General features: G+C 52.7%; 13 protein-coding genes. 7 read left to right on the top strand and 6 right to left on the bottom strand.

Annotation, left to right across the window (positions count from 1 at the left end):
• The first annotated feature begins 40 nt into the window (after window positions 1-40).
• Window positions 41-1,222, top strand: coding sequence for a mannonate dehydratase (uxuA, locus tag PUV47_RS13960; protein WP_274219187.1), 1,182 nt, complete (start codon window positions 41-43; stop codon window positions 1,220-1,222).
• 72 nt (window positions 1,223-1,294) lie between these two features.
• Here uxuA and PUV47_RS13965 read toward each other — a convergent pair whose 3' ends face one another.
• Complete coding sequence (locus tag PUV47_RS13965) at window positions 1,295-2,098, bottom strand: response regulator transcription factor (RefSeq protein WP_274219188.1); 804 nt, start codon at window positions 2,096-2,098, stop codon at window positions 1,295-1,297.
• Between the two features lie 65 nt (window positions 2,099-2,163).
• Between PUV47_RS13965 and PUV47_RS13970 the strand changes: the two genes are divergently transcribed.
• A complete protein-coding gene (locus tag PUV47_RS13970; protein ID WP_274219189.1) occupies window positions 2,164-2,850 on the top strand; it encodes a TetR/AcrR family transcriptional regulator in 687 nt (228 codons plus the stop codon).
• A 15-nt stretch (window positions 2,851-2,865) separates the two neighbouring features.
• Here the strand turns inward: PUV47_RS13970 and PUV47_RS13975 are convergent, their stop codons facing one another.
• Window positions 2,866-3,306: a MerR family transcriptional regulator gene (locus tag PUV47_RS13975; protein ID WP_274219190.1), complete on the bottom strand. Its 441-nt coding sequence runs from the start codon at window positions 3,304-3,306 to the stop codon at window positions 2,866-2,868.
• Window positions 3,307-3,308: 2 nt separating this feature from the next.
• The gene (locus PUV47_RS13980) at window positions 3,309-3,590 is read right to left on the bottom strand and encodes an SCP2 sterol-binding domain-containing protein (protein ID WP_274219191.1); all 282 of its coding nucleotides are present in this window, start codon (window positions 3,588-3,590) and stop codon (window positions 3,309-3,311) included.
• Window positions 3,591-3,809: 219 nt separating this feature from the next.
• Between PUV47_RS13980 and PUV47_RS13985 the strand changes: the two genes are divergently transcribed.
• From PUV47_RS13985 to PUV47_RS14005, 5 genes are all read left to right on the top strand, one after another.
• Entirely contained in the window at window positions 3,810-4,478 is a 669-nt protein-coding gene (locus PUV47_RS13985) for an RluA family pseudouridine synthase (RefSeq protein ID WP_274219192.1), read from the top strand.
• Between the two features lie 412 nt (window positions 4,479-4,890).
• A complete protein-coding gene (adhE, locus tag PUV47_RS13990; RefSeq protein WP_274219193.1) occupies window positions 4,891-7,566 on the top strand; it encodes a bifunctional acetaldehyde-CoA/alcohol dehydrogenase in 2,676 nt (891 codons plus the stop codon).
• Between the two features lie 260 nt (window positions 7,567-7,826).
• Window positions 7,827-8,465: a DUF6134 family protein gene (locus PUV47_RS13995; protein WP_274219194.1), complete on the top strand. Its 639-nt coding sequence runs from the start codon at window positions 7,827-7,829 to the stop codon at window positions 8,463-8,465.
• A gap of 2 nt (window positions 8,466-8,467) precedes the next feature.
• Window positions 8,468-9,226 carry an SDR family NAD(P)-dependent oxidoreductase gene (locus PUV47_RS14000; protein ID WP_274219195.1) on the top strand — a complete coding sequence of 253 codons (759 nt, stop codon included), beginning with the start codon at window positions 8,468-8,470 and terminating at the stop codon, window positions 9,224-9,226.
• Entirely contained in the window at window positions 9,226-9,675 is a 450-nt protein-coding gene (locus tag PUV47_RS14005) for a nuclear transport factor 2 family protein (protein ID WP_274219196.1), read from the top strand. Before PUV47_RS14000 ends, PUV47_RS14005 begins: the two co-directional genes overlap by 1 nt.
• Here the strand turns inward: PUV47_RS14005 and PUV47_RS14010 are convergent.
• From PUV47_RS14010 to PUV47_RS14020, 3 genes are read right to left on the bottom strand one after another with little or no spacing between them, the layout of a single operon-like run.
• Window positions 9,672-11,027, bottom strand: coding sequence for an MFS transporter (locus PUV47_RS14010; protein ID WP_274219197.1), 1,356 nt, complete (start codon window positions 11,025-11,027; stop codon window positions 9,672-9,674). The genes PUV47_RS14005 and PUV47_RS14010 overlap by 4 nt on opposite strands.
• The gene (locus PUV47_RS14015) at window positions 10,993-12,240 is read right to left on the bottom strand and encodes an SAM-dependent methyltransferase (protein WP_274219198.1); all 1,248 of its coding nucleotides are present in this window, start codon (window positions 12,238-12,240) and stop codon (window positions 10,993-10,995) included. The genes PUV47_RS14010 and PUV47_RS14015 overlap by 35 nt, the downstream gene beginning before the upstream one ends.
• A complete protein-coding gene (locus PUV47_RS14020) occupies window positions 12,237-13,070 on the bottom strand; it encodes a DUF1365 domain-containing protein (protein WP_274219199.1) in 834 nt (277 codons plus the stop codon). The genes PUV47_RS14015 and PUV47_RS14020 overlap by 4 nt, the downstream gene beginning before the upstream one ends.
• Window positions 13,071-13,074 lie beyond the last annotated feature (4 nt).

The raw sequence follows: 13,074 nt of genomic DNA on the forward strand, positions 1-13,074 counted from the left end.
ACCAGGGCAAGATGCCCTCTGAACCAAAAAGAGAAAGCACATGGAACAGACATGGCGCTGGTATGGTCCAAATGATCCTGTAACCCTTGCTGACATTCGTCAGGCAGGCGCAACAGGTATCGTGTCGGCCTTGCATCACATTCCTAATGGGATTGTTTGGCCAGTTGAAGAAATCCAGAAGCGCAAAGATGAAATTGAAGCTGCTGGTCTGGTTTGGTCTGTGGTCGAAAGCATCCCGGTCCATGAAGATATCAAGACGCGCACAGGCGATTTTCAAAAGCACATTGACGCCTACAAGCAGTCGATCCGCAACCTTGTGACCTGCGGCATTACAAAGATTTGCTACAACTTCATGCCGGTTCTGGACTGGACGCGTACAGATCTGACCTTTGAGTTGCCAACGGGTGCGACGTGCCTGCGTTTTGATGCGGATGTCTTTGCAGCTTTTGATCTTTACATCCTTGAACGCAAGGGTGCTGAAGATGAGTACACTGCTGATGAAGTCGCACGCGCAAAGGCTGCCTTTGACGCCATGGATGAGGCCGCCAGAGACAAGCTGGTAAAGACAATCATCGCTGGGCTTCCAGGTTCCGAAGAGAGCTATACCGTTGAACAGCTGCGTCAGCATCTAAGCGCTTATGATGGTATTGATGCGGACAAGCTGCGCGAGCATCTGGCATTGTTCCTGAAAGAAGTCGTGCCGGTTTGCATCGAAGAGGGCGCGGTCATGGCGATCCACCCTGACGATCCTCCTCGTCCGCTTCTGGGTCTGCCGCGCGTTTGCTCGACCGAGAGTGACTATGAGTATATTTCCAAGGCCGTAGACGATCCTGCAAACGGCTTTACGTTCTGTACAGGCTCGCTTGGTGTTCGTCCGGACAATGACCTGGTCGGCATGGCGAAGCGTTGGGGAGACCGGATTCATTTCGTTCACCTGCGCGCAACCAAGCGTGAAGAGAATCCTTCCTCTTTCCATGAGGCGGATCATCTTGACGGGGACGTAGATATGGTTGGCGTAATCGGTGCTTTGGTTGATGAAGAAGAGCGCCGCAAGGCTGAAGGGTGGGCTGATCTTATTCCGTTCCGCCCGGATCACGGCCATGCGATGCTGACCGATTTGAAGATGAAGTCCGCTCCGGGTTACCCGGCTGTTGGCCGTCTTCGCGGCTTGGCTGAGCTGCGCGGTGTTGAGCGCGCTGTTCGCACGCTTCGCCAAAGCTGATCGTCTTATAGTGCAAAAAGAGGCCGGCTCGAGCAGCCGGCCTTTCACAGTTTCTCAGGAGGAAAGCCTTTTTCAGGCGTGAACTGCTGCCAGTGTGCTAGGGGCAACAGTATTTGCAGCATTCCCGTTCACCATTCCGGGTTTGCCGCGATAGTCCTGCAGGTTGCGCAGGTTTGAACGCGCACGGCTGCGCGGACGATAGTCTACGTTGATGCCAAGCTCGTTGATCATCGCTACAAGCTGACTGCGCGAATAAAAGCCCAGTGCGCTCAGAAGTGCGGACACATGGTGCTTGACGGTTGCTTCGGAGATGCCAAGCTCATGAGCAATCTGCTTGTTCAGCTTGCCTTGCTTCAGATAGTTCAGAATTGTTGCCTGACGCTTTGTCAGGTTGGCGAGGCCTTCATAAAAGTCCAGCGTGAAGGCCTCTGGCTCATCGTCATTCGCTTTGTCCAGAGAAAGGTCCTGTGCGCCGCGCAGAAGAATGTCCTGAAGCGCTGTGAATTCTGCTGACTTTGACACGGCCGCTTGTGCGCCGCGGGTCATGAAGTACGCGCCCAGACCCGCATTGTCCTGATCGATGAGGACAATAAGCCGTGAGATGTCGCAGGTCTCGCGCAGCGTGACAGTGGTGCTCAGCCCTGGAGCGTTGTCCATCTTGGGATTTACAAGAACGATGGCACCCGGATTTGCTGCAGCTTGAGAGGCGAGCTCATTGAAGCATGTTGTGGTGAAGATTGAAACGCCCGGATGAGCCGATGCATAGATGCCTGCCAACGCTGCGGCATACGCAGGATGAGGGTCGCCGATTACCACGGTGGTGCCAGTACTCTTCAACCCAGCGGTGCTCATAACGGTCTGGTTATCCCTATACATAGTTTCTCCTCCCAAAGAACGCTGTTTAAGTGATTAAACCTAGCTCTTGAAAAAAATACATACATATGGTTTTTTTACAAGACACTTTGAGGGGAAAAATGAATAAGCACGGAATCATGGTGGCAGACGAGGGGCAGAAGTCGCATCAGGCGCAGAAAAGCGACCGTATGAAGCGCGATATTGTGCTGGCGGCAATCAAATGTTTGCATGAAAAGGGCTATCATAGTGCATCCATTAAGAAAATCGCCGAGGCCAGTTCGTTCTCGCAGGGCGCACTGCAGCATCATTTCAAAACAAAAGAAGACCTGATGGTCTTCGTTGCGGAACGTGTTCTCGACAAATCTCTCCGACTGACACTGGAGTGGATAAGTGAAAACACGGGGCGTCCGCTCAAGATTTCAGAATTGATGCGGGATTGGTGGGCGAATCAAATGCACTCGCCTGAGTTCATCGCGTTGCTCGAGATCCTGGTTGCCGCTAGGACAGAGGAGAGTTTGAGGAGCAAGATTGCGCCCTCAATCGACGTTTATGCCGAGCGCACAGAAGAGGTAATTTCGGACTATCTAAAGGTTTGCAACACCAGCATCGTGTCGATTGATCTCATTCTTACCGCCTCAAGAAGCATGATGTCGGGCTTCGTAATGCTGGACGCGATGTTCCGGACTGATGAGGAAATCCAGCTCTATATCAACAAGTGGGCAACCATGCTGGACCTGATTGCTGATAATCCGGCAGATAAGCTGCCAAACTAAACTACATGACCGTGCTCAGGCGCTGCGTTGCTCTTTGATGCAGCGTCTTGCTTCGGCGTTGATTGCCTTTAGTTCAGATAGAGTCTGCTCGATCATGGCTTTGCGGTTCTCAAGATCCGCGATGGTCTCGGCTGTGCGTTCGATCAGGTATTTGAGCTGCTCCTGCTGGCCGCTGCCAGAGTGACCGTAGAGGTCAAGGTAGTGAGAAATTTCGCCGAGAGAGTAGCCGATAGATCTTGCCCGCAAAATCAAGGCCAAGCGGGCGCGGTCGCGTTTGGTGAAAATGCGGTGACCGTTTACACGTCTAGGGGACAGAAGGCCTTTGTTTTCATAAAAGCGGATAGCGCGAGTGGACACATTGAATTCCAAGGCTAGCTCGGAAATTCCAAATAGTTCTTGATCGGTCTCTGCTGCAACCTTCAAGTAGTCTGTGTTGGTACTCGCGCTATCTGCCATTTTTAGATGATTTCGCCAAGCTTCATGGCAACGCTCATGTCGCCATCAACCTTAACTTTACCCTGCATGAATGCGGCGGTTGGGTTGAGATCGCCGTCGATGATTGCCTGCAGGTCTTCGAGAGCTACAGCGATTGTGCAATCGGCGTCTTTGTCGCCTGTAGAAACCTCTGTGCCGTCGATGACGAGAATGCCGTCGTCGCCACAGTCGAACTTGATTGAGCTGTCAAAGCCACTGGAAGCGACCTTGTCTTTGATGCCAGCAGCAATTGCTTCAACACTCATCGATTTTCCTCCGTTGCGGTGGGATGTTTACCCATATTCGAGTGGTTGATTGTTGACGTATAGTGGAAGCTAGTGCTGCTTACGTGATCAGTAAAGATGCCTTTTTCTGATCCTCATAAATTTCCAACTAAAGAACCAATATTAGGCAGGTGAACCGGAGGGGCCGAGTGATACGTGGTGTGGGATTGACCTGCCGTTGAACGTGGGTATAAGCGCAGCATGGCTGACCCAAATCCCCCATTCATTTACAATCCGCCCACAGAGCCGTTTTTGGATGTGTTGCATCAGGACGATGACATCCTTGTCTTGAACAAGCCCAGTGGTTTGCTAAGCGTGCCTGGCAAGGCGGATCATCTGAAGGACTGTCTGGAGCGGCGCGCTCAGGGCAAATTTGGCGACGCCCGGATCGTTCATCGTCTGGATATGGATACGTCCGGAGTGATTGTGATGGCGATGAACGCGCAGGCGCATCGGCATCTTGGGCTGCAGTTTGAGCGTCGCAAGACCAGGAAAACCTATATTGCACGCATCTGGGGCCAGCCTGAAAAGAATGAGGGGCTTGTTGACTTGCCTTTGCGGTGCGACTGGCCCAACAGGCCTCGCCAGATGGTGGATCACGAGTTGGGGCGATCCGCACAAACCAAATGGGAAGTGTTGGCGCGTGAAGAAGCCTGTGCGCTCGTACGTCTTAGCCCGATAACGGGACGCTCACATCAGCTTAGAGTGCATATGCTCAGTTTGGGGCATCCCATACTTGGAGATCGCTTTTATGCGGGTGCGGAGGCGCTGGCTGCATCTAACCGGCTTTGTTTGCACGCCCACAAGCTTGGGCTACATCATCCGGCAAATGGTGAGTTTCTCTGGTTTGAGGCTCCCGTACCTTTTTAAGCTACAGCCAAAGCGAGAATCACCTCTGCGAGAGAGGAAGTTGTCATGAAATTGTATACATCTATGGACTAGGTTACTTAGAGAAAATTTAAAGTTCCTGCGTAATTGAACGTAGAAAGTGCGCAAAAACGCGTATTTTTTAATGTTTCAATATGTTACCAATTTGTGTCAATTCATCATCCCATGTCTGGGTTTGAGCGATTATTTACAAATCTACCAAAAAATTTCAGATCAACTCCTCATATATCTCAAATGTTTGATCTAGATCATCCTGACTCCTGCCATTTTGTTACACTAATGTCCTAGTCACTACGGGGTTAACGCCGGGCTTGGCGTTCGATTACAGGATTATGTGACAAGCATGTTCTGTAATCGGCCCTGTGACCAATCACTGGGCTATTGGAGGATCAACATGCCGGTCAGTAATCGCGAAGAACTCGACGCCCTCGTCGCGCGCGTAAAAAAAGCACAGAAAATCTACTCTGAGTACACTCAGGAACAGGTAGATGCGATCTTCCGTGCGGCCGCTCTTGCAGCAGCTGACAATCGTATTCCACTCTCACGCATGGCTGCTGAAGAAAGCGGCATGGGTGTGATGGAAGACAAGGTTATCAAGAACCAGTTCGCTTCCGAGTACATCTACAACAAGTACAAGGACGAAAAGACCTGCGGCATTCTTGAAGAAGACGAGACCTTTGGCACAATCACCATTGCTGAGCCAACCGGTCTGATCTGCGGTATCGTTCCAACCACGAACCCAACCTCCACCGCGATCTTCAAGGCGCTGATCAGCTTGAAGACCCGCAACGGCATTATCTTCAGCCCACACCCACGTGCAAAGAACGCCACCAACGAAGCAGCTCGCATCGTGCTTGAAGCAGCTATCAAGGCTGGCGCTCCGAAGGACATCATCGGCTGGATCGATACTCCTTCTGTTGAGCTGTCCAACGCACTCATGACCCACGACGATATCAACCTGATCCTTGCAACTGGTGGCCCAGGCATGGTGAAGGCTGCCTACTCCTCCGGTAAGCCTGCTATCGGTGTTGGTGCTGGTAACACCCCTGTGGTTGTTGATGAGTTCGCCGACATCAAGCGCATGGTCGCCTCTGTACTAATGTCAAAGACCTTCGACAACGGCGTGATCTGTGCTTCTGAGCAGTCGGTCATCGTTGTTGATGCGATCTACGAGCAGGTTAAAGAGCGCTTCTCATCCCACAAAGGCTACATTCTGAAGGGCAAGGAAGTTAAGGCCGTTAAGGACGTTCTGATGAAGAACGGTTCCCTGAACGCCGCTATTGTTGGCCAGCCAGCTCCTAAGATCGCTGAGATGGCAGGCGTGAAAGTTCCTGCGGACACCAAAATCCTTATCTGTGAAGTGTCTGACACTTCCGATGCGGAGCCATTTGCACACGAGAAGCTGTCTCCAACATTGGCTATGTACCGCGCCAAGGACTACGACGAAGCCTTCACCAAGGCTGAGGCGCTGGTCGCTCTGGGTGGTATTGGTCATACTTCCGTTTATTACACCGACCAGGACCGTTGCAGCGATCGCGTCAAGGAATTCGGTAACCGCATGAAAACGGCCCGTATCCTGATCAACTCTCCTGCTTCTCACGGCGGTATTGGTGACCTCTACAACTTCTCTCTTGCTCCGTCACTGACGCTGGGCTGCGGCTCTTGGGGTGGTAACTCCATCTCCGAAAACGTTGGTCCGAAGCACTTGATCAACAAAAAGACCGTTGCAAAGAGAGCTGAAAACATGCTGTGGCACAAACTTCCAGAATCCATCTACTTCCGCCGTGGCTCCTTGCCAATCGCGCTGGAAGATCTGAAGGGTGCCAAGCGTGCGCTGATCGTAACCGATGGCTTCCTCTTCAAGAACGGTTACACCGATGAAACCGTAAAGACCTTGAAGAAGCTGGGTATGGAAACTGACGTGTTCTATGACGTCGAAGCCGACCCAACACTGTCTATCGTGCGCAAGGGTGCTGAACTTTGTCACTCCTTCAAGCCAGACGTGATCGTCGCAATTGGCGGTGGTTCACCAATGGATGCCGCGAAGATCATGTGGGTCATGTACGAACACCCAGATGTTGACTTCGCCGATCTTGCTCTGCGCTTCATGGATATCCGCAAGCGTATTTACAAGTTCCCGAAGATGGGCGTTAAGGCCAAGATGGTCGCGATCCCAACCACTTCTGGTACCGGTTCTGAAGTTACTCCGTTCGCGGTTGTCACCGATGACGAAACTGGCATCAAGTACCCAATCGCCGACTACGAACTGACGCCAAACATGGCTATCGTTGATGCGAACTTGGTCATGAACATGCCGAAGTCCCTGACCGCGTTTGGTGGTATCGATGCGATCACCCACGCAACCGAGGCGTACGTCTCTGTTCTGGCTAACGAGTACTCCGACGGCCAGGCTCTTCAGGCTCTGAAGCTGCTCAAGGAGAACTTGGTAGAATCCTACGAAAAGGGTGCGGAGTCTCCAATCGCACGCGAAAAGGTACACAACGGCGCAACAATCGCTGGTGTTGCTTTCGCTAACTCCTTCTTGGGCGTCTGTCACTCCATCGCGCACAAGATCGGCTCTGCTTTCCACGTTCCTCACGGTCTGGCAAACGCAATGCTGATCTCCAACGTGATCCGCTACAACGCGAACGACAACCCAGTTAAGCAGACTGCATTCTCACAGTATGCACGCCCAACTGCGAAGTGCCGTTACGCTGAAATTGCTGATCACCTGAAGCTGACCGCTGCTGGTGACTCCAACGACCAGAAGGTTGAAAAGCTGATCGCGTGGATTGAAAGCGTCAAGAAGGCTCTGGACATTCCAGCAGGCCTGAAGGACCTCGGCATCACGGAAGATCAGTTCAACGCCAAGTTCGACGAAGTTGCTGTTGAAGCATTCGACGACCAGTGCACCGGCGCAAACCCGCGCTTCCCACTGATCTCCGAAATCAAGCAGCTTCTGCTCGATGCCTACTACGGTCGCACCTTCGTTGAAGGCCGCACCGACGATGTAACCGATCTTGCCACTGAAAAGGCAAAGAAGGAAAAGGCTGCAACTGCAGCTGAATAATCAAAAGTACCAAACATAGTGAGAAGGCCCGGAAGCAATCGCTTCCGGGCCTTTTTCTTTGCGCTATTGGTAGCGTCACAAGTGAGAGGTCGTAGGTTTCTTCTGTTGTTGTGTCCTGATGCCATGGATCCATTTAAGTGTCTCCAACACCTGTTTTCCTCCCGAATATGCAGGAGTGCTTGGATTTGTTGACGGAATAGGGTGATCCTTGCGATGTTTTGACGCGTAGCGAGAACAACAAAAACAGAGGGAATGCAATCATGCCCAGCTACAGATCTGCTCTGATAGGTGCTCTTTTTGCCGGTGCTTTAAGTGCTGAGGCGCTCGCGGCCCCATCAAACATCAACTTCACAGTCGAGCGCGACGGCAAGCCTATTGGAACGTACACAACGCGGTTTTCTGGTTCCGAGGCTAATCTGAACGTGAGTGTCGACATGCGCTTGCGCGCCCGCTTCCTTGGTATCCCTGTTTATCGTTTCAACTACAGTGCAAACGAACGCTGGAGTAACGGCACCTTGCAAGCGTTGGAAGTCGACCTGAACAACAATGGTGAAAAAAAGGACCTTGCTGGGAAGCGACAGGGCAACAAGTTCGTGTGGACTGCCAATGGGGAGAACCGGAGTGTATCAGGTAACATATTCCCATCCAACCACTGGAACCCCGGCGTGCTCCAGCAGCGGCGTGTACTCAATACTTTGACCGGTAAGATCAGTAACGTCAGCATTCGCAACCGTGGCACGGAGCAGCTTCAGTGCGAAAATCGAACCATCAATGCAACCCGTTATCAGTACACTGGGCAAATCGATACCGAGGCGTGGTACGATAGCCGAGGGCGCTGGGTCGGGCTTAGATTCAAGGCGCAAGACGGTTCTACTATCTTCTTCAGGTGTAAGGGCTAGGAATGGCTGAACGGGTTCTACCTTGGCAATCAGCCTGGGTGCTGGGAGCGAGCTCCGGCATTGGTGCGGCAGTTGCACAGCAATTGGGACGTGCTGGCGTCAAAGTCGCGGTCAGCGCGCGGAGTGTAGCAGCTCTTGATCAGTTGGCGGAGGAAGTTCAAGGGCTCGTTTCTGTACCGGTAGATGTCACCGATGAAGATAGTGTCCGGGCTTCCTTCGACAAAGTGTGCCGCGGAGTTGGTGTGCCTGAGCTGATAATCTATTGCGCGGCGGTCTATACCCCCGGTGGATTGAGCGTTCTCACAGCCGGTGAGGCCATGCGACATATGGACGTGAACTACGGTGGCGCTGTTCGCACGCTGCAAGCCGTGCTTCCCGCGATGACGGAGCGCGGCAGCGGTGCAATCGGCATCGTCTCATCCTTGACCGGGTACGCAGGCCTACCGAATGCGTCGGTCTATGGTCCGACAAAAGCTGCTCTAATCAGCCTGTGTGAAACGTTGAAGCCCGAACTTGATGCGGTCGGCATTCAGCTGTCCGTTATAAACCCCGGTTTCGTTCGCACTCCGCTAACTGACAAGAACGAGTTTGAGATGCCGTTCATCATAGAGCCTGATGAGGCCGGTTCGTACATCATCAAAGGCATGCGCAAAGGCACGTTTGACATTGCATTCCCATGGCAAATGGCGCTGATCCTGCGTGTGCTAAGGCACCTTCCATATTCACTTTACTTCCGCATGATGAGGAGACTACTGCGCTAATGGCACGCACTGAGGAACTACAAAGTGCAGAGGAAACGGCTCTCGCATACGCAAAATTCTTCGAAACGGTCTCGCCAGAAAACATAGATGCGGTTCACGGAATGATCTCCGACGACGTTCATTTCATTGACCCGTTCAATGATGTTCGTGGCCGGGACATGGTCGAAAAGATCCTGCATCGGATGTTCCATGATGTTCAACAACCGAAGTTTCAGATCCTCGATCTCGCATGGTCCAATGGGCTTTGCTTCATGCGTTGGGATTTCACGTGCCACCAGAAGCGCCTGGGTGATTGGGGTGTGCGCGGCATGACCGAGCTACACTTTGATGCGCAGGGGCGTATCTCTGCCCACTATGACTATTGGGATGCGAGCACCCACTTTTATACCCGCATCCCGGTAATCGGCAGCATGATACGTTGGGTCAAGAAACGCGCATCCATCAGTTAGGCGCGTTCTCTGACTTCCAGCCGACGCTGTATGGACCGGTGCGCTTTCGTCGTGATCGGGAACCTCCACATCAGCCACAATACTCCCATTTTCAATGATACAGGCAACAATGCGTAGATCACAGCCAGTGCTGTCAACGCTTCTGGGGTGTTATCAGCGCCCGGCGTAAAGCCCAGAGCGCCAACAAGAGGTAGGCAAAAGCCCGCTGCCAGTGCCAGCGAAAGTTTCGCGACCAGCGTCCACGACGAATAGAGGATGCCCCGACGTTTGCGCTTTGTTTGTAGCTCGTCCCAATCTGTCACGTCGGCGAACAGGGAGGCGGGCAAAGCAAGGTCAGCTCCAAGGCACACCCCAGTAATCACGCAGATAATTCCGAACTCCAGCACTGCACCTTCTGGCAGAAATGGCACAGTGGTGAAGGTCACGGACACAATAATGATTGAGCATAGCCATAGCCTTGCTTTGTCAAAGTGCTTGCTTAGCACCAGCCAGATCGGCAGCCCTGCGATCGCGCAAAAGAAATAGAGAAAAATCAGCAGGTTTTTTTGCTGGTCCGTGGTCTTGAGCGCATCTGACAGGAAAAACGGAAACAAAACCGTCCCTGTTCCGTTCGCCAGGCCATTAAAGAACCACGCAGACAAAATGACCACGAACGGGGTGTTGCCTTTCAAACTGGCGAAGAAACCACGCCATTGCGCCTCCGTCTGATGGACAGGAGCGGGCGGAACATGTTCATCCTCTTGGACCACTGCGAGCAGCATGGTTATTGTTATAGCGCCGGTCACAATTGTGATGATGGCTATGGCAAAGAACTGATCCTCGGTTACAACACCCGCAGCCTTGAGAACGACTGGTAACGCGCTGGCAAGAACAATGCCTGCCAGAGTTGCCGCTTCGCGAGCTGAGGCAAAGCGGGTTCGTTCATATGCATCCCGGGCAAGCTCCGCGCCCAGTGCATTGTAGGGGATGGAGAAAAACGTCCACCCCACATATAGCGCACATAGGAACAAGGCGAGTTGGAAGAGGGTGGTATCCGCAGACGGAAGCGATAAAACGATAAGCGCTGGTGCAGCAAAAAGACCGCCGAGCAACATCCATGGTTTTCTACGGCCCCAGCGTGTGGGGACTGTGTCCATCAGCCAGCCCACAGCAGGGTCTGTTGCCATGTCCAGCAAACGGGCAATGAGAAGGGCGAGGCCAATGCTCGCCAAACTCAATGTTGTTGCGGTCGCATAGTATTGCGGAAGAAGGACAAGCACCGGGAGGGTTGGCAGCGCGGTGGCCAACCCCGGCAATGCATAGAGGGTAAGATCTCGCCTAGAACGCACGGACCACCTTGTAGAAGCCGACATCAATCGACTTCGCCTTGAAACCGGCCTCGCAGTAGGCAAGGTAGTATTGCCACATCCGTTTGAAGCGCTCATCGAAATCCATTGAGGAAATACGAGGCCAAGCCGCCATGAAGCTTTCGTTCCATTTGGCGAGGGTACGGGCATAGTCGTGCCCAAAATACTCCTCATGGACCAATTTCAGGCCACATCGGCTGATGATGTCCTTCAGGATCGATGGGCTGGGAAGCATGCCTCCTGGGAAAATGTACTTCTGGATGAAGTCAACGCTCTTGCTGTACTGCTCGTAGCGGGCATCTTCGATTACGATCGCCTGAATGACCGCCGAACCTTTTTCGGTGAGACGATCGCGGATGATGGAACAGTAGTGGTCCCAGTTGTCTTTTCCGACCGCCTCAATCATCTCGATCGAAACGATGTGGTCATAGCTTCCTTCGGTGTCTCGGTAGTCCCGAAGCTCAAACTTCGCATTGTCAGAAAACCCCTTAGACAGGCTTCGCTGCCGGGCGTAATTCAGCTGCTCATTTGAAAGCGTTATACCGTGAACGTGAGCTCCACGCTGCGCTGCAGTTTCGGCAAAGCCACCCCAACCGCAACCAATCTCAAGAATGCGATGCCCCGTCGTTGCACCTGCCAGATCCAGAACCCGGTCGTTTTTTTGTCTCTGGGCAACTTCAAGCGGCATCTGTCCATCGTAGTTGTAGGCAGAGGAGTAGGTCATGCTCGGATCCAGCCATTGTTCATAAAAGGCATTTCCGAGGTCATAGTGGAACGCGATGTTTCGCTTGCTGCCGCGCTTTGTGTTGGAGTTCATCCAATGCATGATGCGGTTGAGCCATCGCGTGGTGGTTCCCTTTAAGTGGATGCCACGGAAGCTCTTGGTGTTGATCAGGAAGAGCTCAAATAGGTCTGTCAGGTCAGAGCAGCTCCAATCCCCTTCCATATAGCATTCAGCCAACGCAAGGTGCCCACCAAGGGCAAGGCGTCGGAAAGTACGCTCGTTGTGAATGCGGACCTCAACACTGGGAGCATTGGTGCTCTTCACACCAAACTCGGCGCGGTTTCCTTCAGGAAAAACGAGTGTGAGGTGGCCTCGCTCCAGATGCCGCAGCACTGCAACGATCATCCGACGCCAGAGGTTCATTGTTGGGAGGCGGCCGTGAGATTTCTTTGTTTCAGCGGAGGTTACGGCGACACGGTTCTCATCAATGCTCATTGGACTTCCTTGCCGTATGTTACTGTTTCTGATGACATTTTAGTTACAAGACGAGCCGGCGGTTCGGGCCTTGGCTGAAGTTTGGCTCCCTTTGCCCACATCTTGAGAGCCTCCCAATGAATGCCAGCCAGTATTTTGAAGCCACCCTGAAAATATCGTAGGGCGAACCATAGCAGTTTGCCTGACGTCAGCTTTTGCCTCTGACCTCTGAAGGCAGCTGTCAGCATGGGACCGTTTCTGTCGGTCTGACGGATTACCACGGAAACGCTTTCATCTGGTTTGCGCACCTTGAAGTGGTAGGTGCACTCCATATGAATGAAAGGTGATACATAGAAGTTCTTGTCGCAGGAGTGGTCGTAGGCCACCTGATCCTGCTCCACCTCGGTGAGGTAGTGATGCCACTCTCCGAAGGTGTTGCGGACTTGATACAAAATGGCTCGCAACTTTCCATCGACGTCGTGACAATAGAAGATCGATAGCGGATTGAAGGCATGGCCAAGGAAGCGCGGATAGGCGAGCAGATCAATCCGGCCGGCCTGGAAATGAAGGCCGTTTTCGATCAGGAGTTTCTCAACGAAGCCACGTATCGACGCCTCTCCAGCCTCCATGTGATCGCGCTCGCAGAAGCTGAAAAGGTTCCACCTGTTGACCGAAAAAAGACGGCTTACCTGATTTAGCTCCTCCAGGCGGTCTACATCTGTAAGTAGAGAGAATACTTTGTATTTCAGGCTATGGTTCAGGTCTTGGTGACGGGTATGCACGACATCACCCAGATAGAAAGCTGCTGGCTCTGTTGTCGGAGCAGCTGCTGCCGCTGTGAAAGCTGCCATTGCT

It is taken from the genome of Pseudovibrio exalbescens (genome assembly GCF_028737195.1).
Lineage (GTDB): Bacteria > Pseudomonadota > Alphaproteobacteria > Rhizobiales > Stappiaceae > Pseudovibrio > Pseudovibrio zosterae.

Bases quoted from the DNA above. Each gene is read 5' to 3' on its own strand.
- uxuA (WP_274219187.1), top strand. From the start codon at position 41: ATGGAACAGACATGGCGCTGGTATGGTCCAAATGATCCTGTAACCCTT.
- PUV47_RS13965 (WP_274219188.1), bottom strand. From the start codon at position 2,098: ATGTATAGGGATAACCAGACCGTTATGAGCACCGCTGGGTTGAAGAGT.
- PUV47_RS13970 (WP_274219189.1), top strand. From the start codon at position 2,164: ATGGTTTTTTTACAAGACACTTTGAGGGGAAAAATGAATAAGCACGGA.
- PUV47_RS13975 (WP_274219190.1), bottom strand. From the start codon at position 3,306: ATGGCAGATAGCGCGAGTACCAACACAGACTACTTGAAGGTTGCAGCA.
- PUV47_RS13980 (WP_274219191.1), bottom strand. From the start codon at position 3,590: ATGAGTGTTGAAGCAATTGCTGCTGGCATCAAAGACAAGGTCGCTTCC.
- PUV47_RS13985 (WP_274219192.1), top strand. From the start codon at position 3,810: ATGGCTGACCCAAATCCCCCATTCATTTACAATCCGCCCACAGAGCCG.
- adhE (WP_274219193.1), top strand. From the start codon at position 4,891: ATGCCGGTCAGTAATCGCGAAGAACTCGACGCCCTCGTCGCGCGCGTA.
- PUV47_RS13995 (WP_274219194.1), top strand. From the start codon at position 7,827: ATGCCCAGCTACAGATCTGCTCTGATAGGTGCTCTTTTTGCCGGTGCT.
- PUV47_RS14000 (WP_274219195.1), top strand. From the start codon at position 8,468: ATGGCTGAACGGGTTCTACCTTGGCAATCAGCCTGGGTGCTGGGAGCG.
- PUV47_RS14005 (WP_274219196.1), top strand. From the start codon at position 9,226: ATGGCACGCACTGAGGAACTACAAAGTGCAGAGGAAACGGCTCTCGCA.
- PUV47_RS14010 (WP_274219197.1), bottom strand. From the start codon at position 11,027: ATGTCGGCTTCTACAAGGTGGTCCGTGCGTTCTAGGCGAGATCTTACC.
- PUV47_RS14015 (WP_274219198.1), bottom strand. From the start codon at position 12,240: ATGAGCATTGATGAGAACCGTGTCGCCGTAACCTCCGCTGAAACAAAG.
- PUV47_RS14020 (WP_274219199.1), bottom strand. From the start codon at position 13,070: ATGGCAGCTTTCACAGCGGCAGCAGCTGCTCCGACAACAGAGCCAGCA.